The 15396-nt window shown below is 72.2% G+C and carries 16 protein-coding genes; 9 read left to right on the top strand and 7 right to left on the bottom strand.

Translation table 11 applies throughout. The features are described 5' to 3' along the window. Together KGA66_RS24185 and nfi are read left to right on the top strand one after the other, a co-directional pair. The coding region (locus KGA66_RS24185; protein WP_211470971.1) for a DUF7824 domain-containing protein at positions 1-1434 on the top strand (1434 nt) is incomplete at its 5' end. Between the two features lie 89 nt (positions 1435-1523). After that, on the top strand, positions 1524-2165 hold the full coding sequence (nfi, locus tag KGA66_RS24190) for a deoxyribonuclease V (RefSeq protein ID WP_211471001.1): 642 nt from the start codon (positions 1524-1526) through the stop codon (positions 2163-2165). A gap of 5 nt (positions 2166-2170) precedes the next feature. On the opposite strand, the gene KGA66_RS24195 is transcribed toward nfi, so the two are convergent. The 4 genes from KGA66_RS24195 to KGA66_RS24210 form a co-directional block, all read right to left on the bottom strand. After that, positions 2171-2602: a VOC family protein gene (locus KGA66_RS24195; protein ID WP_211470973.1), complete on the bottom strand. Its 432-nt coding sequence runs from the start codon at positions 2600-2602 to the stop codon at positions 2171-2173. A gap of 91 nt (positions 2603-2693) precedes the next feature. Beyond that, positions 2694-3869, bottom strand: a complete 1176-nt coding sequence (locus KGA66_RS31855; RefSeq protein WP_211470975.1) for a helix-turn-helix domain-containing protein — start codon at positions 3867-3869, stop codon at positions 2694-2696. Positions 3870-4064: 195 nt separating this feature from the next. Further along, positions 4065-5321 (bottom strand): YncE family protein, encoded by a 1257-nt coding sequence (locus KGA66_RS24205; protein ID WP_211470977.1) that lies wholly within the window; start codon positions 5319-5321, stop codon positions 4065-4067. A 174-nt stretch (positions 5322-5495) separates the two neighbouring features. Next, positions 5496-6065 carry a TetR/AcrR family transcriptional regulator gene (locus KGA66_RS24210; RefSeq protein WP_211470979.1) on the bottom strand — a complete coding sequence of 190 codons (570 nt, stop codon included), beginning with the start codon at positions 6063-6065 and terminating at the stop codon, positions 5496-5498. Between the two features lie 111 nt (positions 6066-6176). Between KGA66_RS24210 and KGA66_RS24215 the strand changes: the two genes are divergently transcribed. After that, entirely contained in the window at positions 6177-7019 is an 843-nt protein-coding gene (locus KGA66_RS24215; RefSeq protein WP_211470981.1) for an alpha/beta fold hydrolase, read from the top strand. Positions 7020-7052: 33 nt separating this feature from the next. Here KGA66_RS24215 and KGA66_RS24220 read toward each other — a convergent pair whose 3' ends face one another. Then, positions 7053-7661 carry a class I SAM-dependent DNA methyltransferase gene (locus tag KGA66_RS24220; protein WP_211470983.1) on the bottom strand — a complete coding sequence of 203 codons (609 nt, stop codon included), beginning with the start codon at positions 7659-7661 and terminating at the stop codon, positions 7053-7055. Positions 7662-7782: 121 nt separating this feature from the next. Between KGA66_RS24220 and KGA66_RS24225 the strand changes: the two genes are divergently transcribed. The 3 genes from KGA66_RS24225 to KGA66_RS24235 all read left to right on the top strand — a co-directional run bounded on the left by KGA66_RS24225 (position 7783) and on the right by KGA66_RS24235 (position 9788). Beyond that, positions 7783-8205: a hypothetical protein gene (locus tag KGA66_RS24225; protein WP_211470985.1), complete on the top strand. Its 423-nt coding sequence runs from the start codon at positions 7783-7785 to the stop codon at positions 8203-8205. 69 nt (positions 8206-8274) lie between these two features. Continuing rightward, complete coding sequence (locus KGA66_RS24230; protein ID WP_211470987.1) at positions 8275-9135, top strand: N-formylglutamate amidohydrolase; 861 nt, start codon at positions 8275-8277, stop codon at positions 9133-9135. Continuing rightward, positions 9132-9788, top strand: a complete 657-nt coding sequence (locus tag KGA66_RS24235) for a pentapeptide repeat-containing protein (protein ID WP_211470989.1) — start codon at positions 9132-9134, stop codon at positions 9786-9788. The genes KGA66_RS24230 and KGA66_RS24235 overlap by 4 nt, the downstream gene beginning before the upstream one ends. A gap of 47 nt (positions 9789-9835) precedes the next feature. On the opposite strand, the gene KGA66_RS24240 is transcribed toward KGA66_RS24235, so the two are convergent. Continuing rightward, complete coding sequence (locus KGA66_RS24240) at positions 9836-10729, bottom strand: TIGR02452 family protein (protein WP_211470991.1); 894 nt, start codon at positions 10727-10729, stop codon at positions 9836-9838. Between the two features lie 140 nt (positions 10730-10869). On the opposite strand from KGA66_RS24240, the gene KGA66_RS24245 reads away from it, so the two are divergent. Beyond that, positions 10870-12069, top strand: a complete 1200-nt coding sequence (locus KGA66_RS24245; protein ID WP_211470993.1) for a serpin family protein — start codon at positions 10870-10872, stop codon at positions 12067-12069. Between the two features lie 30 nt (positions 12070-12099). Here KGA66_RS24245 and KGA66_RS24250 read toward each other — a convergent pair whose 3' ends face one another. Beyond that, a complete protein-coding gene (locus KGA66_RS24250; protein ID WP_211470995.1) occupies positions 12100-13713 on the bottom strand; it encodes an alpha-amylase family glycosyl hydrolase in 1614 nt (537 codons plus the stop codon). Between the two features lie 313 nt (positions 13714-14026). On the opposite strand from KGA66_RS24250, the gene KGA66_RS24255 reads away from it, so the two are divergent. After that, complete coding sequence (locus tag KGA66_RS24255) at positions 14027-14383, top strand: hypothetical protein (protein ID WP_211470997.1); 357 nt, start codon at positions 14027-14029, stop codon at positions 14381-14383. A gap of 82 nt (positions 14384-14465) precedes the next feature. After that, entirely contained in the window at positions 14466-15236 is a 771-nt protein-coding gene (locus tag KGA66_RS24260; protein WP_211470999.1) for a hypothetical protein, read from the top strand. The last annotated feature ends 160 nt before the right edge of the window (positions 15237-15396 follow it).

The following is a 15396-nucleotide window of genomic DNA, read 5'->3' on the forward strand; positions in this document are numbered from 1 at the left end:
CCCCCATACCAGCCCCCTGCCGCGCCCGAACCGGTCACCTCACCATGGCAACTGGTCGAACTGTTCGAGACCGCACTGGCAGACACCGGCACCCAGACCAACGCCCACAACCTCGAACGGCTGCTCGACGGCACCGTCACCGAACACAACCGCGACCGCACGGAATTCACGGACGCACTGCGATCACTCACCACCCGCTACCCCGCCGACGGCATCGATCCATGGGACCAGCGCACACTGCCGGGAGCCCTACGCTGCCTGCTGTACGCCATCCTCGGCGAAGACCGCCGCACGGTAAGCATCATGAACGAGCTCTACAGCGACGCACAAACCCCCCTGCCTCCCGACCGAGCCGTCGTATACCGCATCTACGAACTCGTAGAAAACCTCGGCAAGGCACGCATCCCCGGACTGCTGGCAACCCCCACCCACGGCGACGGCACAATCGACCCCGAAGTACTGCGCTTCCGCCTGGAGCGCTACACAAACGCCGCAGCCGAACCACTTCCCTGCGACCTGGAACAAGCACTGCTGCGCGTGCCCGCCGACGACGCGCAACGGATCCTGGCCTCCAGCCCGCTGCTGGCCACCCCCGCAGGCAAGCAACTGGCCGCGCTCTTCGCCTGGGGCGAGAGCGCGCTCCCCTTCTTCGAACGCTTCGTCATACGCCGCCGCCCCGGCGACCGGGACGGCGCAGAGACCGGCGCCGTCCACGCACCGCGGATCGCGCCGCGCTTCTCGCCGCCCCACGACCTGATCGGCGCGATCGACCGGCCCCCCTCCCCCATCACCGTCCTGGCGCGCCTCCCGGACCCCGACGAAGTCCACCTGTTCGCCTGGAACGGCTCAAGCGCACACGCCGCCCTGTGGCCCTCGCTGCTGCCGCTGCACCCGGAACTCGTCGCCGCACACGCCATCCCCGCGCTGTATCAGCAGGCGAACGACACCGCACGCGACCGCAACGGCCTGCTGCCGGCGCTGGCCGCCACCGCCGGCTGGCCCGGCCCGGTCACACACCTCGCCCTCGCCTACGGACTGGCCGCAGGACGACCCGAAAACCGCGCCGGCGCCGTCGAAGCCCTCGTCACCCTCGCGGCACGCACCCTCCTGGACGCCCGGGCACTGGGCTCACTGTGCGGCGAACTGTGGGCAAGCCGGATGATCAAGCCGAACCGGCTGCTCAGCGCCCTGGACGCGGCAGCGCAGGCCGGCGCACGCCGCGAGGTGTTCACCGCCGCGGCCGCCGCGCTACCCACCCTCGCCCGGCAACCCTCCGTCCGCGGCCTGGCCGACCTGCTCGTCCTGGCCGCCGACTGCGCGCGCGCCGCGGACCTGCACGGACAACTGCCCGAACTGGCCGCACTGACCACGCTGGAAAAGCCGAGCCGGGTCGCGACCGAGGCACGTCGGCTGCGGCGCATACTCGGAAACTGACCGAGCGCGCACCACCCGCCACGCCGAAAGGTGACACCGTGCCCACAGCCGACAGCGCGCCGCAAGCCGACAGCGCGCTGAAGAAGGCAATGGCCGAACAGGAACGGCTGCGACCCTTGGTCCTTCCGCAGGGGATCACGGCCCGCGACGTGCACCTGGTCGCAGGCGTCGACGTGGCATACGCGAAAGACGAAAGCATCGTCGCCGGCGCCGTCGTCGTGCTCGACGCACACACCCGACACATCGTCGACAGCGCCTCAGCGTCGCGTCCCGTCGACTTCCCCTACGTCCCCGGACTACTCGCCTTCCGAGAACTCCCAGCGCTGCTCGACGCCCTCGCCGCGCTCCACACCAGACCGGACGCAGTCGCCTGCGACGGCTACGGCACCGCACATCCGCGCCGCTTCGGCCTGGCCTGCCACCTCGGCGTCGTCACCGACCTTCCCACCTTCGGCGTGGCCAAGACCGCGTTCATCGGCGAATACGAACAACCGGGCCCGCAACGCGGCGACCGTTCCCAGCTCACCGACCACGGCGAGACGATCGGCCACGTATTGCGCACCCGGCCCGGCACCCGGCCGGTGTTCGTCTCCACCGGCCACCGCATCGACCTGGACACCGCGACACAGCTGACCCTCGCGCTCACTGCCGACCACCGGCTGCCCGAAACCACCCGCCACGCCGACCGGCTCTCCCGGCAGGTCCTGGCCGACCGCCTCGGCCACGGGTGAACGCCTCAGCCCTCTGAAACGGTGGTGCCGCCCCACTCCTGCGGCGCCACATCGGCCAGCGTCTGCGAAAAAGTCCACTGATGCCCGGCGAGGTCCTCGGCCGTGTACTGCCGCTCGCCGAACTCGAAGTCGAAAGGCTCCGCCAGGATCCGCGCACCCCGCCGCCGAGCGCGCTCGCAGTGCGCCCGCACGTCCGGCACACGCACGATCACCGAATGCGTCGCCTCACCCGGCCGCGGCGGACGGCGGTCACCGCGCACGTCCCCGATGATCACCGCGCCGTCGCCGACGTTCAACTGCGAGCGATGCCCCTCCCCGATCCGCACACGCTCCGTGAAACCGAAGGCCGCGCCGAGCCACGCGACCGCCTCGCGCACATCCGGGTAGATCAGGACCGGAATCACCGTCGCGTCAGGAATCGACCGGTTCTGCTTCATCGCGCCCTCTCGGCTTGCTGTTCGGTTTGGTGGTTTGGTTCGAGGATCATGTTCTTGGGCCTGTTATCTTTGGTGGGTTCCGGTCATTTGGTCAGTCCAGCCAGGCGCGCAGCGCCCACCACCAACGTACGGAATGTTCCAGGGCATCGCCCGGCTGCGGCGGCTGGTCGAAGTCGCTCAGCGCGGAGAGGCGGCGCAGCCGGTGCTTGACCGTGTTCGGGTGCACATGCAGCGCCGTCGCGGCGCTCTCGACGCGCCGGCCGTGCTCCAGATAGGTGATCGCGGTTTGGGCGAGCAGCCGGTGGAACGGCTCGGTGGGGTCGAGCCGGGCGAGGCGCTGCTCGGCGAGAAAGCGCCCTATGCGCGGCTGGGCGTGCACCGCGGCCGGGACCGCGAGCGTGGTGACCTCGCGCAGTCCGCGCAGACCGCGGGCACGCGCCGCCGCGAGCGCCACGACCGCGGCTCGGTAGGCCTCCGGCAGATCGCCGATGCGCACCGCGGGCGTCGCCACGACGAGCAGTTGCCCGACCCGCTCGGCCGGCGGCGGATGCGGCGTGGCCGAGCACAGCAGACCGTCCACGAACCCTGACACTCCCCCGCCGGAGCCGAGCATCGCCTCGGCGGGCGCGGCGCGGCGCGGGTCGGTCACGTCGGCGATCAGGCAGTGGTACCGCACACCCGGTTCCAGCAGAGCCTCGGGCGCGGCCGCCGTGGGCTCGCCGAGCAGCAGGCCGCGCAGCGCCCGGGCGCGCGCGCCGTAACCGCTGCGGCCCAACTCCTCCTCGCGCGCCCGGTAGGCGTCGATCAGGCGGTTGCGCAGTTCGTGGCTGTAAGCGTCGAGTTGCGCGAGCGCGTCGAACAACTCCTCGGTCGCGCCGGCGGCGCGGGCCTCGTCGATCAGGCGGGAGAGCGCGTACACGCGGCCGGCCTGGAAGCCGTCGAGCAGCGCGGCCAGCGGCACGCCCTGGATCGCGCGGTCGAAGGCGAGCCGCTCGGCGACGGCCGCGCTCGGCCCGAGTTCCCCCTCGCCCGCGCCGCCGGCCCCGCCCGCGCCGGGTTCGCCGCCGCCTGCCGCGCCGTGCGCGAAGGCGCTGACCGCCACGTCGAGCAGCGCCGCGACGTGGCGGCGCACCTGATGCTCGGGCAGCCTGCCGACCAACGGCGACTGGCGGCGCACCGCGGCGACGGCGCCGTCGAGCGTGCCCGGATCGGCGCGCAGCTTCTCGATCAGGGCCCGCACGACCGGCCTGCCCGCCGAACCACCCACTGGCCGCCTCTCCTCCGCTGCGGCGGCTCCGGCGCACCGGCGCGACGCCCGACGACCGCTGGAGAAGAACTCTGGCACAGCGGGGGCGTGCTCGGCGCGCCCGGCACCGGCGCCCTCGGTCCGGATGCGGCGCGCCGCCCGCGGCGTCGGTGTACCGCCGCGGGCGGCGCATCCAGCGCTCGTCCGGTGGTCCGGTCAGCCCGCGGAGCCCGAGAGTCCCGCGACGGCCGCGTCGGTGACCTGCGCGATCCTGCCGCGCTGCGGGAACCGTCCGACCGGGATGCGGACGACCTCCTGACCGGTGGCGTAACTGATCACGGAGAGCGCGTTACCCGCGCTCAGGGACACGAAGCAGTAGTCTCCGTCCGCACTGGTCGCGGCCCAGTACGGGATGCTGCCGGCCGGGTAGGAGACGGTGGCCTCGGTGCTGAGCGTCGAGGTGCCGACGATCTTGGCGTAGTCGTCGATGGTCCCCACGTCGCACAGCCTGGTACCGTCGCCGGACAGGGCGATGCCGTGATGCGCGGAGTTCTGCGGATAGCCGTCAGGGCTCAGCGACGCGGCGGCCGCGCTGAACGGCTGGTCGACGGTCGCCAGCCTGGTGCCGCTGTTCAGGTCGTACTTGATGAAGCCATTGAGATACGACAGGTCGGCGTACATCGTGGTCCCGTCGGGCGCGATCACGAAAGGCCGCACCCCGTACGGGAAAGTCCACACCTTGACGACCTTCAGGGTGCCGGCGTCGACCTTCTCCAGCTGGAGCGCGCCCTTGAGCAGGTTGAGCGCCTTGGGCAGCAGCGTCACGCCGATGCTCTCGTTGTAGATGTACTTGCCGTCCGCGGTGAAGGTGTTCTGGTGCGGATAGGTCCCGGTCGGGAACTTGCCCACGAGCGCGCCCGTCCCAGCGTCGTAGACCTGCGCCTCCTGAGACGTGGTCGCGGAGACCACGACGCGCGAGCCGTCCGGAGAGAGCGCCATGTGGTCGGCGTGGATGCCGTCGACCGGCGAGCGCCACAGCATCCGGTGCGTCGCCAGGTCGAAAGCGGCCACGTCGTCGAGGTTGGCCCTGGAGACGTACAGCGTGGTGCCGTCCGGGGAGACCGTCATGTCGTCGACGTACCGCGTGCCGCCGACGGCCGGGTCCACGCTCGCCTCGTCGGCGGTGGCCAGCTGGTAGTCGATCCACTGAACCGGCGTCATGCTGGAAAGCCGCTGCTGCAGGTCGGGCACGGCGTCGAAGGAGCCGAGGCTCTGGAAGGTGCGCCCGTCGATGAAGCTGACCGTGCCGGACACGGCGTTGCCGACGAGCAGCACGTCGCGCAGCGGGGCGGCGGAGACGGAGGCGGCGGCGGCGGGGTGAGCGGGCAGCGCGCCGCCGAGGCTGAGCAGCGAGCCGGCCGCGAGGGCGCGCCACACGGGCCGGCGTGCGCGTCGGGTAGCGGAGGTGGGCATCATCGTCCCCTGATTGTTACCGGTGGGTAGGACTCACTGCCCGCAGTGTGTTCCACCGGCGGGCCGGCGCCAAGTCGCCGAGCGCCAACGTCGGGGTGGATCGTTGTCCGCCGGGGACAGCGGTCCTTCGCGCCGCGGTCCTTCGCGCGGCGGCGCGGCGGCGCTGCGCCCCGGTCAGCCGCCGAAGATGCCGGCGGTGAGCATGGCGACAAGCCGGTCGAAGCTGGCGTCGGTGGACTCGGACAGCCCGAAGCCGCCGGAGATCTCCAGCAGCACGAAGCCGTGCACCGCCGCGCGCAGGCACCGGGTGGCGTGCACGGCCTGCTCGCCGGTGATGCCCGCCCCCTCCAACAGCGCGAAGGCGACGGCGACCGCGCGCGCCCCGGCCTCGGCGACCTCACGGTCCGCGGGGTCGGCTGCGTCGGCGGCAGGGACCGTGAGCTGGTAGCGGCCCGGCCGCTCACGAGCGTAGTCGCGGTAGGCGCGCAGGAAGCGGTCGAGCGCGACGGGGCCGCTGCGGCCGAGCACGGCCGCGGTCAGCCGCGCCGTGAACTCGTCGAGGACCGCCGCGGTCGCCTTGCGCCGCAGCGCGGGCAGGCCCTCGACGTGCTTGTAGAGCGACGGCACGGCGACGCCGGTGCGCGCCGCGACGCCCGCCAGAGTCAGGCCGGCCGCGCCGCTCTCGTCCACCATCTCCAGGGCGGCGTCGATCACCGCCCGCGGGCTGAGTCCTGCTCGGGGCATGCACGCCACCGTATCCGACCCGTGCGCACGGGCGCGCCGAGGCGGCTTGACAGCCCAAAGCTAATGACACTAGCTTTAGGGCTAGCAAGCAGAGCTTAAAGGAGGCCGCACATGACCGCGCAGACCACCACCCGATTCCTGGAGATCGACGGCGGCCGGATCGCCTACGACGACACCGCGGACCTGGACGGCCCGGCCGCGCGGCGCCCGCTGGTGATCTGCACCCCGGGCCTCGGCGACACCCGCGCCACGTACCGCCACCTGCGGCCGCTGCTGGCCGGCGCGGGCTACCGGGTGGTGACCGTGGACCTGCGCGGCCAGGGCGAATCCACCGCGGTGTGGGCGGACTACTCCACCCCTGCGGTCGCCGCGGACATCGTGGCGCTGGCCCGGCACCTGGACGCCGGGCCGGTCGTGCTGCTGAGCAACTCCTACACCGGCGGCCCGTCCTTCATCGCGGCGACCCAGGCACCGGACCTGGTCGCAGCCCTCGTACTCACCTCGCCGTTCGCGCGGCACCGGCCGCCGTTGTCCGCGCCGCTGCGGGCCGCGCAGTTCGCGGTCGGCCGGGTGACGGCGGGCTGGATCGGCTACTGGTCCTCGCTGTTCAAGACCCGCAAGCCGGCCGACTTCGCCGCGGCCCGCAAGGCGCTGGCGGCCAGCATGCGCGAGCCGGGCCGGATGGCTGCGCTGCGCGGCATGCTGGCCTCCAGCCAAGCACCGGGTGAGGCCGCAGCGCCGCTGGTCCGGTGTCCGGTGCTCGTGGTCATGGGCACGCGCGACCCCGACTTCAAGGACCCGGCGGCCGAGGGCGCGCTGGTGGCCGGGCTGGTGCGGGACGGCCGGGTGCACCTGGTCGAGGGAGCGGGCCACTACCCGCAGACGGAGTTCCCGCGGGAGACCGCGGACGCGGTGGTCCCGTTCATCAAGGACGCACTCGCCACGGCGGCGTAACCCGGCAGACGGCGGACGGTAGCCGATGACGCCTCAGCGCTTGCGCGCATGGACATGAAGCCACTGGCGGTGCGACACGCGCCGCCAGTGGTTGTATACGTCGAATCCGGCGGTGTCCAGCAGAGCACTGAGACTTTCGAGGCGGTGCAGCACGTAGTACCGGCGCAACGCCTCGTGCCCCGGCACGTCGTAGGGCACGCTCTCCCATTTCTCGCCGTCCCCCTCTGCCACGGCGAGCACCAGTTCTCCCCCGCGACGAAGAACCCTGGCGAACTCGGCCAGCGCGGCCGGGAGCGCGGTCCGCGGGATGTGCAGCAGCGCGGCCGCGCACCAGATACCGTCGAGCGCCGCGTCCGCGACGGGCAGCGCCAGCATGTCCGCGCGCACCTGGCCCGGTGTGCCCAGGGCGGCGAGCATCTCGGCGGACAGGTCGAACCCGGTGGCGCGCAGAGCGCGCTCGCGCAGCAGCCGGGTGTGGCGACCGGGGCCGCAGCCGAGGTCGGCGACCCGGGCGCCCTCGCCGAGCAGACCGGCCAACCGGTCGAGTTCCTCGACGATCCACGGCGGCACCTGGTCCCACGTGCGCGCGTACTGCGCCGCGATCGAACTGTACGCGGCCTGCGTCGCGACGGCTTCGTTCACCCGTCCAGCCTAGTGTCCCGCGGGTGAAGGCGCCTTACCGATCGCCGTCGATCTCCGCGCCGACCAGCAGGCGGCTTTCGCCGCCCTGGCCCGGCATGCCGCTGTCCGCGATCCTGGGTGCATGGCCGGATATTCCGCGACGCCGTTGGCGCGCAAGCTGGGGATCGGGCCCGGGCACGTCGTGGCGTTGCTGGACGCGCCCCCCGGATTCCCGCGGTCGCTCGCGCCCCTGCCGCGGGATGTGGGCCTGCATGCCGCGCTGGCCGGCGGACCGTTCGACGTCGTGGTCTGCTTCACCACCCGGCGCGAGGTCCTGGAGCGCCGGGTGAACGAGATCCGGCCGGCGCTCACCGTGGCAGGCGGACTGTGGATCGCCTGGCCGAAGAAGGCCTCCCGGGTACCGACCGAGGTCACCGACGAGGTGGTGCGGCAGGTCGCGCTGCCGCTCGGGCTCGTGGACGACAAGGTGTGCGCGATCGACGAGACGTGGACCGGGCTGCGCCTGGTCGTGCGGCGCGAACTGCGCAGCCGCGCCCCGCGATGAGCCGGGCGCCGCCGCGCCGCCGCCGCGCCGTGTCGGTGTCGGTCGGTGCGGTCCGCTAGCGTGCTGCTGATGTCCGCACACACTCACTACCAGGTCTGGGCCGGTTCGGAGCACAGCAGCGTCGTGCTGCACGTCCCGCACGGCTCTCGGCGCATCCCGGGGTCCGCGCGCGCCGGAATCCTGCTCGACGACGCCGCGCTGGAAGCCGAGCTGGACCGGATGACGGACGCCGAGACCGGCACGATCGCGGTGCGGGCTGCCGAAGCGGCGGCGCGCCGGCCGTGGATCTTCGAGAACCGGGTCTCCCGGCTGGTGGCCGACCCGGAGCGGTTCCCGGACGAACGCGAGGAGATGCGCGCGGTCGGCATGGGCGCGGTGTACACGAGGACCGCGCACGGCCTGCCGCTTCGGCGCGAGGACGCGCAGGAAGAGCAGCGGCTGCTCGCAGAGTACTTCCATCCGTACACGCACGCGATGACGCGGCTTGTAGACGACCGGCTCGCCGCGAGCGGCCGCGTGGTCATCCTCGACGTGCATTCGTACCCGGAGAAACCGCTTCCGTACGAGCTCCATCCGGCGGGTGCCCGACCCGATGTCTGCCTTGGCACCGACGCGCTGCACACCCCGGGCTGGTTGCTGGAGGCCGCGCGCGCTGCGTTCGCGGACTACGGCGCGATCGAACTCGACACGCCGTTCGCGGGCTGCTACGTGCCGCAGCGGCACTTCGGCTCGCAGCCGGCGGTTTCGGCGCTGATGGTCGAACTGCGCCGGGACACCTATTCGAACGCTGCGAGCACTGCGAAGGCCGCGAACGTTTTGAACGCTCCGGCGGCGCGGCCGGCGGCGGGCGGACCGGGTCGCCCGGCCGCCGCGCTGGCCCGGCTCATCGACCTGTGCGAGCAGAACCTCTCCCGATCGGAGCAGCCGTGACCGCACCGCAACGCCTCACCGACCTGCCTTTCGCCGACACGCTGCAGCCCTTCGAGGGCGAACTGGACGCCTGGGGCGCGGACGAGTTCGACGCGGTGCACTTCGACAGGTGCGTCTTCACGGACGCGGCCGTCGGCGCGGCCCGCTTCATGGACTGCGCGTTCGAGGCGGTGCAGTTCGACGCGGGCCGGCTGCGCGGCTGCCGGTTCAGCGACGTGTGGTTCCACGAGGCGCGGCTGATCAGCACGGATCTGACGCGGACGCAGTGGACGGACGCGGCCTTCGTCGCGGTCGGCATCGCGGGCGTGCAGGCCTACGAGGCGCAACTGCGGCGCGTGGTGTTCGAACGGTGCAAGTTCGACTCGGTGAACCTGCGCGGCGCGAAGCTGCACGAGGTGACCTTCGACAACTGCCTGCTGCGGGACGTGGACTTCGGCGGCGCCAGGCTCACCCGCGTCTCGTTTCCGCAGTCCCGGCTGGTCGAGACGGATTTCACCAAGGCGGCGTGCGAACAGGTGGACCTGCGCGGGGCCTCGCTGGGCATCGCGGCGGGCTACGACGCGCTGCGCGGCACGATCATCGACGGCGGGCAACTGGTGGACCTCGCGCCGCATCTGGCCCAGGCGCTCGGCATCACCGTCGCGGACTACTGAGCGCGCGACCCTGACACGCCCCTGAGACCGAGGTGGTGCGCGCGGCGTCAACCGGCGAATGCCTCCCGGAAGGCGCGCAGGTTGGGCTGCTGCGCGGAACGGTCCAGCACCGCGAAGGTGACGTGTGTGAAAGCGGCCCGGAAGGCCCCGTCGGCGACCAGGTGGGTACGGAACGCGGCGGCGACCTGCCGCGGGTCGTTGCGGAAGACGCCGCAGCCCCAAGCGCCGAGTACCAGCCGACGGGCGCCGTGCCGCGCGGCCGCCGCCAAGACGACCCCGGCGCGTTCGACCAGCACCTGCGGTATGCGCTCGGCCAGGTCGGGCCGCACGCGCCGGACTGCTCCGGCGTTCGGCGCGGCACAGGTGATCACGTCGACGGTGACCACCGGGGCCGTCAGCCGGTCGCGCTGGTCGCGGATCACCGGCACGCCGGGCGAATAGATCGAGCGGTGGCTGTAGAACGGGTCTCGCGCGCTTTCGTGTGCCGCGTAATAGCCGGAGGCGGCGATCAGGCACGGGTACAGCAGGGTCTTGCGGCACAGGTCCTCCTCCTGCGCCCGCGCACCGTTCAGGTAACCGCCGCCCGGATGGCGGGCGGAGGCGAAGTTGAGCACCGCCACGCGATCGACTGCCGACGCGGCGACGAGCCGCCGCGCGGCCGTGACCGTGTCCTCGCCGGTGACCTCGATCGTCGTCTTCGCTCCCGCCGACCGCTCCTCGTCGCGGGTGCTGTCGTCGCGGGTGCTGTCGTCGTCGGCGGTGCGCTCAAGGCACGTAGGGCCTGTTAATTGTGGAAGCAGTTCCGCGGCCTCGTACCGGCGGGTCCCCGCGACGGCGGCCGCGAGCAGCGAGGCGACCTCGACCTGGTCGCCCTGCTCGGTCTCGTACCGACCGGCGGCCACGACGCGCTGGTTCTGCGCGGCCACTTGCTTCAGCTCCATTGCCCACTCCCTGACAGCCCGCTTCATGTCAGCATGACGATAAGGGGCGCCGCGCTCGACCGCCACGCGATTTACCCGACCGGCCGACCGCGAGCGCATACGATGTCAACGACGGGGCGTTTTTCGTACGACTTCAGCGGGTGGCGAACGTGCGCGACGAGGCGATCTCGACGGCGGTGGCGGCGGCGAACCGGCTGACCGCGCGCTGGGCCGGCACCTGCGACGCCAGCGGCACGGTGCTCTCCGGCTTCGGCGTCTGGCCGCTGCTGGCCGCGATCGCCGAGCCGGCGGCCGGCGCCGCGCGTGACGAACTCGCGCAGGCGGTCGGTTTCCCGGCGCAGGAGGCGCCCGCCGCCGCCAACCGCCTGCTCGACGCGCTCGATCAGAACCCTGCGGTCCGCACCGCGCTGGGCCTGTGGACCGCCGCGTCGGTGCCGGTCAAGGCCGAGTGGATCGCACAGCTGCCGAAGCTCTCGCACGACGTGCTGGATCCCGCGCCGCAGTGCGCGCAGGCGGATCTGGACGCCTGGGTGCAGAAGGAGACCGAAGGGCTGCTGCACCATATGCCGGTGCAGGTGGATGCGCGCACGCTGCTCGTGCTCGCCAGCGCGCTGACCGTGCGCACGGCGTGGGAGCAGCCCTTCCGGCCGAGCCCGTTGAACGTGGCCGGTCCCTGGTCCGGCCGGCGGCTGTCCGGGCTGATCCGCGCGACAGCCGTCACCGACGTGAGCGTCGCAATGTGCGACGAGGGGCCCGTCACCCTCGTGACCGTGCGCGGCCGGGAGCAGACCGACGTAGTGCTCGCGCTCGGCGAACCGGGAGCGCGGTCCGGCCACGTCCTCGCGGCCGCCGCCCTCGCCTGCGGGCCGGCCGCGCAACTGCGGGCCGAACCGGTCGATCTGGATCTCGAGCTGCCCGGCCCGGGCCTGGCGGTGACCGAGGTCGCCGCGTCCGACCCGGCGCCCACCGCGAGCGTGAGCACGGTTGCGTTCACCGTCAGCGCGCATCACGACCTGCTCGCGCATGCGCGGTTGTTCGGCCTGGGCGCCGCCTCGGAACGCTCGACCGGCCACTTTCCGGGCATCAGCGACGAAGTGCCGCTGTGCGTCCAGGCCGCGGCGCAGGACGCCACCGCGAGCTTTTCCGCCGAGGGCTTCGTCGCCGCGGCCGTCACGGCAATGGCGATGATGGCCGGCAGCGCCATGCGCCCGCGGCAGGTCACCGCCAAGCACCTGACCGCCACGTTCGACCGGCCGTTCGGATTCGTCGCCCTGGACCGCCCCACCGGGCTGGTCCTGGTCTGCGGATGGGTGGCCGAACCGGACGAGTACCCGCGTTAGGCCAGGCGAAGGCGTCCCGCGAAGTCGCTATCAGAGCTCGAACACTCCGTACGAGAAGCCGTCCGCCTCGACCTCGGCCCCGGCCACGCGCACGCCGTACCCCGCCAGCGCGCGCGGCCGCGGCTCGGACGCGGCCGCGGTACCGGGTAGGGTGAAGCGCGCCGCCTCGCGCCGCGGGTTGACCACGACCAGGTGGCTGCCGCCGCGGAGATACACGAACGGATATCCGGTGTGCAGGACCTGCACCGAACCGGCCGGGCCGAGGGCCGGATGCTCGGCCCGCAGCGCGATCAGCTTCCTGACCTGGTTCAGCAGCGCGTGCTCGTCGTCGCGCTGGGCCGCGACGGTTGGCCGGTCCTCGTCGGGGTCGATCGGCAGGTACAGCCGGTCCGGCGGCGCGGCCGAGAAGCCCGCGTTCGCCGTGCCGTCCCACTGCATCGGCGTGCGCGAGCCCTGACGCGTCTCGTCGTTGAGCTGGCTGCCCTCCTTGTCCGGCAGCCCGGGCACGTACCGCATGCCGATCTCGTCCCCGTAGTAGATCACCGGCAGGGTCGGCCAGGTCAGCAGGAAGGCGAAGGCCGGCGCGGTCATCGCGCGGGTTCGGGTGCCGCAGGCCAACCGGGAGAAATCGTGGTTGGCGGTCGGCAGCGCGATGTGGCCCGCGCCGTCGATCGCGGCGTCGGCCTCGCGCCAGCTCGCCAGGAACTCCTTCATCGAGCCCTCGCCCTCGGGCGCGAAGTAGCACGGGTCGCTGCCCCAGTGCGCCGCGTGGCTGCCCTGGGTGTTGTCCCAAAGCGAGCGCAGCGCGCGCCCGACGAAGTGCAGGAAGAAGTCGACGTGGATGCCCGCGGGCACGGAGGTCTTCGGGTCGCCCCACTCGGACAGCAGCGCGCGGTCCGGGTACTCACGCTCGATCCACGCCCGCATCTCGCCCCACAGCGCGGCGGTGGCCGTGTGATCCGGGTCGTCCTTGACCAGCGAGTAGGCCATGTCGACGCGGAATCCGGCGACTCCGCGGTCGAACCAGTACGCCATGATCTCGCGCAACGCGGCGCGGTTGGCGCGGGGCCCGGGCGCGTCGACCGGCTGGCGCCACGGTTCGGCCGGGTTCATCCGGGCGTAACCGAAGTTGAGCGCGGGCTGGATCGGATAGAAGTTGGCCAGGTAGTAGCCGGGCCGCCGGCCCGGGGACGGGATCCAGCTGCGTACCGGGGCGTGGACGGAGCCGGACCAGATGTACCGGTTGTCGGACGGGTCGTCGGCGGACTGCGTGAACCAGGGGTGCAGGTGCGAAGTGTGGCCGGCGACCAGATCGAGCATGACGCGGATGCCGCGTGCGCGGGCGGCCTCGATCAAGCGCTCGAAATCCTCGTTGGTGCCGTAGCGCGGTGCGATGGTCAGATAGTCGGCCACGTCGTAGCCTGCGTCGCCGAACTCGGAGACGAAGCACGGGTTGAGCCACACCGTGTTGACCCCGAGCCACTGGAGGTAGTCGAGACGGCCGGTTATGCCGGGCAGGTCGCCGATCCCGTCGGCGTTCGAGTCGGCGTAGCTTTGCGGATAGATCTGGTAGATGACGGCGTCGGCGATCCATTCGGGCAGCTTGCGGCCTGCGGTCGGGTGGTGCGTCACCTCGTTGCTCACGGCGTGTCCCCCAGGTCGGCGTTGTCCACTCACTCATTATCCGCCGGGGCCCGGCTGCCGGGCCGATTCGGCGCATCCGTCCAGCCCGGGCCTGGTGAAGCGCCGGACTGCCGGGAGCGCGGCGCACGACCGGCCGCTTCCGGCCGCTTCCGGGCACTTGGCACGTAACCGGGCTCTGCCGGTCTTCGAGAGCTTTGCCGACGCGGTGAACAGGACGTTGCCAGGCCCGCACGGCCGCCGTACGGCCGGGTCCGAACGCCCGGCGCCAAAACGTATCTATCGGACACCTGTACGAGTAGGTTGAGGCGCAGCGGTGCAGACTGTCCCAGACCCCGGCAGCGATCTGGACATCGTTCCTTCGACGAACGAACCGGGAGCACAGCAGATGACCGACACGGGAACACTCAGCAGCCAAAGTGCCGAGCACGCGATCGTGCAACGGCTGTTTCGGGCGAGTATGGATGTGCATTCCGCGCTCTCCCTGGTGAACGAGGAGCGCACAGCCGTCCTGCTGCGACAGGCCATCAGCCACCTTGACGACTCGATCAAGCAGGTCCAGAGCAACACGCTGGCCCGGTCCCGGCCGGAGCCTCGGCGGCTACCGGCGAGCATGCCGAACCGGCATCCGCCGCACACGCCCCTGGAGACATCGGGCACAGCCACGCATTGAGCACAGCCACGCGGCCACGCCGGCCGCACCGACTGACGCAGGCTGCTGCGCGCACGGCCGCCGGCCGCTACCGTTGTGCGCCATGAGAGTGCCGGTCGCACGCGGCGCGAGGGTTCTGTCGGCCGCGGCGGCGTTCGTCGGGGCCTTGGGGGCGGTGGGTGCGTGCTCGGCCGGCGGCGGCGCGCAGCACCCGGCTTCGAGCGTGTCCAGGGCGCCGGCCGCGCCGAGCGCGCCCGGGACGCTCGATCCGCTCTCCGGGCCGATCGAGCCCGCTTCACGGCTGCCGAAGTCCTGCGCGACGATCCTGCACGATCAGGACCTGACCGGTGCCTTCGGTGCGCCGCTGGTGGGGGACACCTCGTATGGTAGCTATGCGCCGTTGCCGACGATCGGCCGCACCGGCCGGGTCACTTGCGGTTACGGGATCTCGGTCGACCAGCACGGCAACGCCGGGCCGCCGGCGGTGTCGGTGTCGGTGATCACCTACGACATGGCGAGCAGGGCGGTCGCGCGGGTCGCGGCGCAGGTCCGCGACGGCGTCGCGAAGGGCGCGAGCGCGCGGCAGGTGCTGGTGGACGGACACCCGGCGAGCGTGCTGGCGCAGCCCGCGGCGAGCGGGACCGCCTCCTTCCCGGCCGCCGGCGCTTCCGCGACGGCCTCGCCGCCGACGGCGGCGGACACCGAGCTGGTGATGGCCGACGGCAACCGCACCTTCGTGATCACGATCCCGGTCGCGAAGCTGTCCGCGGCCGACGCTGCCAGCGTCCTGACGAACCTCGCGGTGCTGGTGTACCAGCGCACGCTGCCGCCGTCGGCGAGCGGGCCGTCGGTCGGCTCCCCCGGCAGCCGCTGAGGAGACCACAAGACCCAGCCCCAGCCGTACCCGCCGCACGGCTCGACTGCGCCAACCGGGTTCACCGATGATCTGCCATGACAGCACGGACCCTGATAACCGTGTGGCGCCTGACGCCGTCCGATCAAATCAGGGCCCGTGCCGCACACGTTGTCAGACC

Origin of the sequence: Actinocrinis puniceicyclus, assembly GCF_018283645.1 — a bacterium.
Classification (GTDB): domain Bacteria; phylum Actinomycetota; class Actinomycetes; order Streptomycetales; family Catenulisporaceae; genus Actinocrinis; species Actinocrinis puniceicyclus.

Coding starts and splice junctions, on each gene's coding strand:
- nfi (WP_211471001.1), top strand. CDS start 1,524: ATGGCCGAACAGGAACGGCTGCGACCCTTGGTCCTTCCGCAGGGGATC.
- KGA66_RS24195 (WP_211470973.1), bottom strand. CDS start 2,602: ATGAAGCAGAACCGGTCGATTCCTGACGCGACGGTGATTCCGGTCCTG.
- KGA66_RS24205 (WP_211470977.1), bottom strand. CDS start 5,321: ATGCCCACCTCCGCTACCCGACGCGCACGCCGGCCCGTGTGGCGCGCC.
- KGA66_RS24210 (WP_211470979.1), bottom strand. CDS start 6,065: ATGCCCCGAGCAGGACTCAGCCCGCGGGCGGTGATCGACGCCGCCCTG.
- KGA66_RS24215 (WP_211470981.1), top strand. CDS start 6,177: ATGACCGCGCAGACCACCACCCGATTCCTGGAGATCGACGGCGGCCGG.
- KGA66_RS24225 (WP_211470985.1), top strand. CDS start 7,783: ATGGCCGGATATTCCGCGACGCCGTTGGCGCGCAAGCTGGGGATCGGG.
- KGA66_RS24230 (WP_211470987.1), top strand. CDS start 8,275: ATGTCCGCACACACTCACTACCAGGTCTGGGCCGGTTCGGAGCACAGC.
- KGA66_RS24240 (WP_211470991.1), bottom strand. CDS start 10,729: ATGGAGCTGAAGCAAGTGGCCGCGCAGAACCAGCGCGTCGTGGCCGCC.
- KGA66_RS24260 (WP_211470999.1), top strand. CDS start 14,466: ATGAGAGTGCCGGTCGCACGCGGCGCGAGGGTTCTGTCGGCCGCGGCG.